This window comes from Arthrobacter sp. TB 26 (genome assembly GCF_000427315.1).
GTDB lineage: Bacteria > Actinomycetota > Actinomycetes > Actinomycetales > Micrococcaceae > Arthrobacter.
Genome location: NZ_AUPJ01000529.1, coordinates 1 through 8,278, shown reverse-complemented (window position 1 = coordinate 8,278; position 8,278 = coordinate 1). Strand labels below are relative to the sequence as shown.

Annotated in this window: 7 protein-coding genes and 1 pseudogene (1 of these 8 cut by a window edge); 3 read left to right on the top strand and 5 right to left on the bottom strand. The window is 67.5% G+C overall.

Translation table 11 applies throughout. The annotated features are described in order from the left end of the window. Positions 1-1,940, top strand: a pseudogene (locus K789_RS23735) (alpha-galactosidase) (it extends 296 nt beyond the left edge of the window). 116 nt (positions 1,941-2,056) lie between these two features. Here the strand turns inward: K789_RS23735 and K789_RS0120845 are convergent. Then, positions 2,057-3,046 (bottom strand): family 16 glycosylhydrolase, encoded by a 990-nt coding sequence (locus tag K789_RS0120845; RefSeq protein WP_084507740.1) that lies wholly within the window; start codon positions 3,044-3,046, stop codon positions 2,057-2,059. Between the two features lie 377 nt (positions 3,047-3,423). On the opposite strand from K789_RS0120845, the gene K789_RS0120840 reads away from it, so the two are divergent. Further along, positions 3,424-5,373: an ATP-binding protein gene (locus tag K789_RS0120840; RefSeq protein WP_024368440.1), complete on the top strand. Its 1,950-nt coding sequence runs from the start codon at positions 3,424-3,426 to the stop codon at positions 5,371-5,373. Positions 5,374-5,390: 17 nt separating this feature from the next. On the opposite strand, the gene K789_RS0120835 is transcribed toward K789_RS0120840, so the two are convergent. The 4 genes from K789_RS0120835 to K789_RS0120820 form a co-directional block, all read right to left on the bottom strand. Continuing rightward, positions 5,391-5,714 carry a DUF202 domain-containing protein gene (locus K789_RS0120835; protein ID WP_024368439.1) on the bottom strand — a complete coding sequence of 108 codons (324 nt, stop codon included), beginning with the start codon at positions 5,712-5,714 and terminating at the stop codon, positions 5,391-5,393. A gap of 26 nt (positions 5,715-5,740) precedes the next feature. Next, complete coding sequence (locus K789_RS0120830; protein ID WP_035740486.1) at positions 5,741-6,097, bottom strand: YidH family protein; 357 nt, start codon at positions 6,095-6,097, stop codon at positions 5,741-5,743. Between the two features lie 204 nt (positions 6,098-6,301). Next, a complete protein-coding gene (locus tag K789_RS0120825; protein ID WP_024368437.1) occupies positions 6,302-6,844 on the bottom strand; it encodes a TspO/MBR family protein in 543 nt (180 codons plus the stop codon). A gap of 98 nt (positions 6,845-6,942) precedes the next feature. After that, positions 6,943-7,548: a TetR/AcrR family transcriptional regulator gene (locus tag K789_RS0120820; protein ID WP_024368436.1), complete on the bottom strand. Its 606-nt coding sequence runs from the start codon at positions 7,546-7,548 to the stop codon at positions 6,943-6,945. An 84-nt stretch (positions 7,549-7,632) separates the two neighbouring features. On the opposite strand from K789_RS0120820, the gene K789_RS0120815 reads away from it, so the two are divergent. Next, the coding region (locus K789_RS0120815) for an SDR family oxidoreductase (protein WP_024368435.1) at positions 7,633-8,278 on the top strand (646 nt) is incomplete at its 3' end.

Sequence of the window (8,278 nt, the reverse complement as noted above, 5' to 3'; positions counted from 1 at the left end):
CGGCGCCGGCGCCGTCGTCATCATCCAGGCCGACGCCGACGCCGGGATCCGCGTGTCGTCCCTCCTGACACTGCACGACGGCGGCCTGCTGGAACTGCGCCACACCGTCACCAACACCGGGACCTCGCCGTACCAGCTCGACGAACTGGCGACCGTGCTCCCGGTGGCCCAGGACGCCGTCGAACTCCTGGACCTGACCGGGCGCTGGTGCCGGGAACGCCACCCGCAGCACCGTGCCATCCAGCAGGGCACCTGGGTGCGCACCGGACGGCACGGCCGCACCGGCCACGACTCCTCGCTGCTCTTTGCCGCCGGAACCGCCGGCTTCGGCAACCGCCACGGCAAAGTCTGGGCGACGCACCTGGCCTGGAGCGGCAACCATGAACAGTTCGCAGACACGATCGGGGACGGCCGGACCATGATCGGCGGCTCCGAACTGCTGGGCCCGGCCGAAGTCATCCTCGCGTCCGGCGGCAGCTACACGACCCCCGCGCTGTTCGCCGCCTACTCGGACCGCGGCCTGGACGGCATCAGCGAGTCCTTCTACGCCTGGTTCAGGAATCGGCCGCACCACGTGCTGCCCTCCGGGGCCGCGCAGACCGGCCTCTCCGGCGCCGGCAAGCCCCGCCCGGTGGTGCTCAACACCTGGGAGGCCGTGTACTTCGACCACAACCTCACCACCCTGATCGAACTCGCGGACTCCGCCGCGGAGCTCGGCGTCGAGCGGTTCGTGCTCGACGACGGCTGGTTCCGCGGCCGCCGCGACGACCACGCCGGCCTCGGCGACTGGTACGTGGACGAGACCCTCTGGCCGGCCGGACTCACCCCGCTGATCGACGCCGTCACCTCCCGCGGGATGGAATTCGGGCTGTGGGTGGAGCCGGAGATGGTCAACCTGGACTCCGACGTCGTCCGGGCGCACCCGGAGTGGATTGTCGGGCCCTCGGTGCAGAGCTACAAGGACGGCGGGNGGGCGGCTGCCGCTGGAATGGCGGCACCAGCACATCATCGACCTCGTCAACCCGGACGCCTGGCAGTACATCTACGACCGCGTGGATGCGCTGCTGCGCGGGAACAACATCAGCTACCTCAAATGGGACCAGAACCGGGACCTGCTGGAGCACGGCCACGCCGGCCGCGCTTCGGTGCACGAACAGACCCTCGCCGCCTACCGGCTCTTCGACGCGCTCAAGGCCGCGCACCCCGGCGTCGAGATTGAAAGCTGCTCCTCCGGCGGCGCCCGCGTGGACCTCGGCATCCTGGAGCGGACGGACCGGATCTGGGCCTCTGACTGCAACGACGCCCTGGAACGTCAGACCATCCAGCGCTGGACCGGGCTGGTGGTCCCGCCGGAACTCGTGGGCGGCCACATTGGCCCCACCACCTCGCACACGACGGCCCGCACCCACGACCTGTCCTTCCGGGCCATCACCGCCCTGTTCGGACACTTCGGGATGGAATGGGACGTGCGTCAGGTCCAGGGTGCCGAGCGCGAAGAGCTCAAGCGTTTCATCGGGATCTACAAGGAGCACCGCGGCCTGATCCACTCGGGCCGGATGGTCCGCGCTGATGTGGCCGATGACTCGCTGATGCTGCACGGTGTCGTGGTTGCGGCTGCCGCTGACGACCCTGACTGCGCGCCGGCCGTGCCAGGCCTGACGGCGGCGCTGTTCGCGCTGGTCAGCACCCGGACTTCCCCCGCGGAGCAGCCGGGCCGGGTCGCCATCCCGGGTCTCGACGCCGCCGCGCACTACCGGGTGGACGTGCTGTTCCCCGGCCCGGGGGACGCCGATTACCCCCACACCTTCACCCAGGTCCAGCCCCCGGCGTGGCTGGAATCCGGAGCCACGGCGAGCGGCCGCTTCCTGGCCGAGGTGGGCCTGCCCATGCCCGTCCTCAACCCGGAGCACGCCCTGCTGCTGAAGATCACCACCGCCTAGCCCACCATCGATTGCTCCACAACGGCCCTTTTGAGCCCTCAAAACGGCCGTTGTGGAGCAATCGATGCGTTAGCGCGGCAGCCCCCACCGACGGCGCGCTGTTATGCCAGGACCGGCTACTGCCACACCCGCACATAGTCCACCCTCATGCTGCCCTGCTCGCCGAAAATCCGGGGACCGACCGAGACGCCCACATTCAGGATCAGATAGTGGGGGCTGTTTCCGTCATTCGTGGCATAGGAGTGAACGAGCCGGCCGTCATAGTAGACGTCGTTGGCTCCGGCCTTCCGGTGCAAACCGTACGTGTGGTACTCCCCGGCCCAGCAGCCGGCAATCGTTCGCTTTTTCCTGCCCTCCGCTGAGTGATACACGCTCCACATATCACCGGCAAGGGGCTCGGCTATGTCGATTTCCCCGGTACGGGGATACCGCTGCCCCACGGTCCACCACGCCGGCCAGTTGGGGATCCCGCTGCTGCAGGTTCCCGGGAAGTAGATCCGTGCTTCGGCGTAGCCGCTGGTGAACTCGAAGCCCGCATGGCCGCGAACACCGTCCTTGGGATTGGTGGAGAGAAGTGCGCCGGACTCGGCATCGGTGAGCTGCAGAACTGCTTCGCCGTTGGCAACTTTAATGTTGCTCGAACAGGTCTTGACATTGTTCATCACCGATTTGGGGTTGCAGTCATTGAACCAGTAGGGAGTCCAGACTGCTGTGTTCAGGGTGTCGAAGTCATCGTCGAAAACCAGATGCGACAAGCCGCCAACGCCGAGCGGAACCCGATGCGCCGAGCCCAGGACCGGCGTGACAGTCAGCAAATCAGCTCCAGCGGGATTGCCGGAAGACGCTTCGGCGGAAGTGTCTGCACCAATGTCAGGAGCAGGCGCTTCCGTCGGGATGCCAGCCCCGCTTTCGGAGGAAGGCGACTCCACCGGCGTGTCAGCTCCGGATACGCTGGAGACCGCCGGATCGACTGCCACAGATTCTGATGCCGTGTTTCCCGAGTCAAGAGATGGCTGCGGAAGGCGGAAAGCAGCCTGAGGGGCACTCCCAGAGAGCCCGGCCAGAATGAGAAAGCAGCACAGCCCGTGCATAGAACGGCCCTTCATGGGAAAGCCACGCCTCGGGTCAGGGCAAGGACCGAATGCTGCCGACGCTGTGGTCCCCCGTCGGCCGGTGCGCCCCCCATGGCACCGGGCCCTGTGGCTGGTTGCACGATGGTCCTTCCGTTTACGACTCGGCAGGCGGCCTGATCCTCTTCTTCAGGTTCAGGCTATAGGCGGGCCTGCGGAAGGTCAGGAGTACCGGCTACTCGTCTATTGGCTTCCTACTCTCGTTTCGGCCTCTCGGATTACTCGATTCGCTTCTGCTACTGAAGCTAGACATTGTTCCTAGCCCACAACCCCCAAACTGCTAGGCTCCAGCTATCGGCACCGTCCGGCGCCGGCAGCTGGTGCAACAGCGGGGTTGCGAGTGAGGAGACGCCATGACGGTTGCCGAAATCCAGGTTGACCAGCGGGTGATCGGGATCGACTCCCGCCGGTTCGCATCCGTGGAGAAGGCGCTGGTGGAGCTCATCACCAACAGCGACGACAGCTACGCCCGGCTGGAGAAAACCGGGGCGCCCGTGACCGGCAGCATCCACGTCGGCTACGAGCGGCACTACACCGGCGCCGTGCTCATGGTGACGGACCAGGCGGAGGGCATGTCCTTCGAAGAGGCCGCCCGCATCCTCACCTACGGCGGCGCGCACAGCCCGCTCTCCCGCGGCGAGGGCAACGGCCGCGGATACTTCGGCCGCGGCCTCAAGCAGGCCATCTTCGGCCTGGGCCACGGCTGGATTGAGACCATCAAGGGCGGCCGGTTCACCCGCATCGACGTCTTCCGCGGCGAGAACGGCGGCTATCTCTACGACGACGGCGAGGAGGACCGCCGTGCGTTTCCCGCCGACTACGCCCGCCTCGGCATTCCCGCCGGCGTCGCCGAGAGCGGCACCCGGGTGACAATCGTCGTCGATAACCCCCACGTCACGATCACCCAGCACGCCACCTTGCTGCAGTCCCTCTCGGACAACGTCTATCTGCGTGACGTGCTGGACCGCCGGACGGTGGAGCTGGTGCCTGGCCGGGGCGGCGGACAGCATGGAACCGGGCACGACGCCAGCGAGTTGATCCGCTTCCAGGAGCCACCGGCCATGCTGGTCCTCGGCCCGGAGCACCCCGGCAGCTTTAGCCACGAGGGACAGGAGCATCCATTTACCCTCACGCTGAAGCGGGCGAAGGATGTGGAGCTGACGCTCAAGGGCGACGAACGCACCAACGGCCTGGTGGTCCTGTCCGGGATGGCGGCGCTCGACTGCACGCTGTTGGAGTACGAGAACCAGGTGGGAACGGAGTATCTCTTCGGCACTGTCCGCTGCGCTGCGCTGACCGAGATGCTGGGCCGCGGCAAGGCAGTCATCAGCGACGAGCGGGAAGGGCTGAACTTCAAGGATCCGTTTGTGGCAGCGTTCTCCCAGGCCGTTAGCGCCATGATCGGCAGCGCGGTGCGGGACGAGAAGGAGAAGCTGGCGCACCTCGAACGGGCCACCACCTCCGGCCGCACCGCGGAGATGATCGAGCGGCTGCTGCAGCACATGAGTGAGGCGGCCGTGGTGGACCTGGGCATCGAGTCCTCCCCGGACGCCGCCGGCCCGATCCCGGCCGAGGAGGAGCCGCCGGCCGCCCTGCGCTTCACCACCCCGTTCTACTACCGGAAGCCGGGGCACCCGTTCCACGTCGCCTTGCTGATCGATGCGGGCCAGTTGCCCGACGGCGAACAGCTCACCTTCGAACTCGTTCTGCCCGAGTCGATGCGGATTGAACCTGAGCCTGTTCCCGTTCCGGTCGGTTCGTTCGACGGCACCCAGCGGATCGAGTGGACCGTCACGGGGGATGCCGCGGGGGAGCGGGGCGAGATCACCGTCCGGGCCGGAGCCTACTGGGCATGGTGTGAGATCGTTGTCGCCGAACATGCCTCCCACCGCAGCGAAGGCCAGCCTCCGCACGCTGCTGTTGTTCGACCCGCCGGCCACCCCGCTGAGCACCCCGCGGCGCACCGGGTGCCCCGGGACCACGGCATGGACCTGTTCATCGGCTACGAATTCCGGAACTTGCACAACAGTGCGGACCGGGCCGTCTACAGCGCCGCGGAACGCAAGGTCATCATCAACACCGGCGCCCCGACCGTGCGGCTCTATGTCGACGGCCGCGGGCGCTTCCGCGACTCAGCCCGGCTCCTGCTCGCCGAACTCTTTATGGACGTGATCTCCGACGAACTGGCCCGGCGGCGCATTGGGCAGCACGGGCATGGGGGCGAACTCGCGGCTTTCCACAGCGCCAAGCAGGACATCATCCGCCGTTACGGCAGCGACATCCATTTGTCGTTCCTGAGCTGAAGCACGCTCCCGCCGCGCTACCGCTGCAGCGGCAGATACAGAACCGTGTAGATGCCCAGGCCGGCGAGTACCACAACGCTGCCGGCAATCGCCGCCGTCCCCCGGATGTTCGCGGTCATCACCGCCCCGCCGATACCGCTGGCATGGTGGTGGTAGCGGCGCCGCTGCGTGAGGGCGATGCCCAGGGCGACCAGGAGTGAAGCCGCCACAAGGGTGCCGGCAAACCAGCCGTGGTGGGGAACCCAGCGCAGGAAGATGCAGGCCGCAGTGATCAACGTGAATGAAGTCCGCCGCCAGGCGAGGTCCGTGCGCTCGGGCTGGAGTCCCGGGTCGTTATGCACAGCAGCGGGCCTGGTTTTCGCCACGGCTAGGCCGCCCGCCCGATCACAAAGACGATCAGCACGGCTGCAACCAGGGCGCCGCCGACCGCCAGGATCGGAGCGAGAAGGGGCGCCGGGAGCGGAGCCTGGCGCCGCATGGCCCGTTCCACATTGAGCCAGCGGAAGAACGAGCCGCCGCCCGTCACCAGCCCCAGCAGGAGCAAAAGCACGGAGACGGTCTTGCGGAGTTCCGGGTCGAACAGTTCGGCGGTGAAGGCCTCGACGGCGATGCCGCCGGCGACCATCGCCAGCGAGGTCCGGATCCAGGCCAGGAACGTGCGCTCGTTGGCGAGCGTGAACCGGGGATCCGGGTCGGTCCCGCCGGCCAGGGCGCGAGCCAAGATGCCGCGACGACTCCGGCCGGTGCCCGAAACTTCCCCGACAGCCTCAGCCTCAGCCCCGGTGCCGGTCGCGGCCGGAGTCACGCCGCCCGGTGCCTCGCCGACTTTGTGGGACGTGTCGTGTGCCTCTTCGTGTGCGGTCATAATGCAATCAGGATGTCACTCCGCGGGTGAATTCCCCACTTTGCCACCACCGCCCCATGGTTCTCAGTTGTTCACGGCCGCATACAGGTTCAGGCTGGCCGAGAACACAAGCCACGAGACGTAGGGCAGCATCAGCAATCCGGCGGTCCTGCTGATGGGTCCGAAGTTGAGGACGGCGAGGGTTGCCGTCACGGCGTGGCCTCCAATGACGAGAAGCGCCAGCCACAGGGCAGCGGTTCCCAGCATCGGGTACATGCCGAAGAACATCAACGGCCACGCCAGGTTCAACAGCAGCAGGGCGCCATAGGCCTGGAGCGCCGGCCGCCGGGCGACGCGCTGCTGCCGCCACACGAGCCACACGGCTACTGCCATGGCCGCGTAGAGCACCAGCCACACTGAACCGAAGATCCATCCCGGCGGGGTCCAGGGTGCCTTGTCCGCGACGGCGTACCAGCCGTCCCCGTTCATCCGGATCGGCAGGGAGCCCAGCAACGACACGCACCATGACACCCCAAGGAAGCCGAGCAAGGCCGCGCTCTGCCGCCGCCGGGGGCGATCCCCCGGCAGCGCGGGGCGCGGGAGACTGTTGTCAACGTTCGCAAGCACTGACTTACTGTGGTCAATAGGGGCCCATACGTCAAACCCGACGGCGTGACCTCCCGCCCCGTGACCTCCCGCCCCGTGCACTCAGCGAACCCCGCCGGTCAGGCCTCCGGCACCCGCAGCACCTCGACGGAAGCCAGGAGGTACGGCACCGGATCAGGGTCCGTTCCCGCGGCCCACCGCATCCACGCTTCAAATGTCGCGGCGAGATAGGCCGCACACAGGTAGCCGGCCGTCTCGTCCGGAACCCCGAGATCAACAAGATAGAGCCGAGCCCTCTCGCGCTGGGGCGCCAGGGAATCATAGCTCCGGCTGGCCAGTTCGGGATGCTCCGCGATCAGGCGCAGCCGCCCCCGCGACACCGAAAGATCGGGAATTGCCGCCACTCCGGCGATGGCCGCGGCACGCAATCCCGCCATGAGGCCGTCGCCGCCCTCGCGACCGTCCCCGGCCACTTCGAGGGCGAGCCCCGAGGCCTGGATCACCGGTTCCATGCCGCCCCAGATGAGATCGGCCTTGCTGGAGAAGTACCGGTACAGGCTCTTGCGCCCAATCCCGGCCTCGCGGGCAATGTCCTCCATCGAGGTCCGTTCGTAGCCGTTCTCGGCGAACAGCCGCAGCGCGAGCCTGGCGATGGCGTCCGGATCGATGGTCACGGGACGCCCGGCGGAACGCATGCCGGGGGGCTTGGGCTCTTGCGAAGGCATCCCACCAGTATTCACCCTTTCATAATGACACAGCGTGTCATAAGGTGGGAGATGTCAGCACTGGGAAACACTCGGAAGGACATCATGGGCAACGAAGCTTCATGGCAGGAATCCATCACCTCGGGCCGCTTCGCCGGCAAGACAGTCATCGTCACGGGCGCCGGCTCGGGCATCGGGCTGGCCACGGCCCTGCGCGTTGCCAAGGAGGGCGGCAAGGTCATCGCCGCCGACATCAGCGCCGAGCGGCTGGACGAGCTGGTCGCCGGGAACAGCAGCCTGGACCTGGTTCCCGTCGCCGGCGACATCGCTGATGAGGCAACCGTCGCCGCCGTCGTCGTCGCCGCAGGCGGCCGGGTCGACGCCCTCGCGAACGTCGCGGGCATCATGGACCACTTCGCCCCGATCCACGAGGTTGACGACGTCACCTGGGAGCGGGTCTTCAGGATCAACGTCACGGCCCTCATGCGGCTGACCCGCGCCGTTGTGCCGTTGATGCTTGAAGCCGGTTCCGGCTCCGTGGTCAACGTCGCCTCCGAGGCCGGCCTCCGGGGTTCGGCCGCCGGTGCCGCGTACACCGCGTCCAAGCACGCCGTCATCGGACTGACCAAGAACTCCTCGGTGATGTACGGGCCGAAGGGCCTGCGCTTCAACGCCGTGGCCCCCGGCGCCACCATCACCAACATCGAAGCCACGTGGGGTTCCCAGCTGGCAGCCGAGCGGCTCGGCCCGC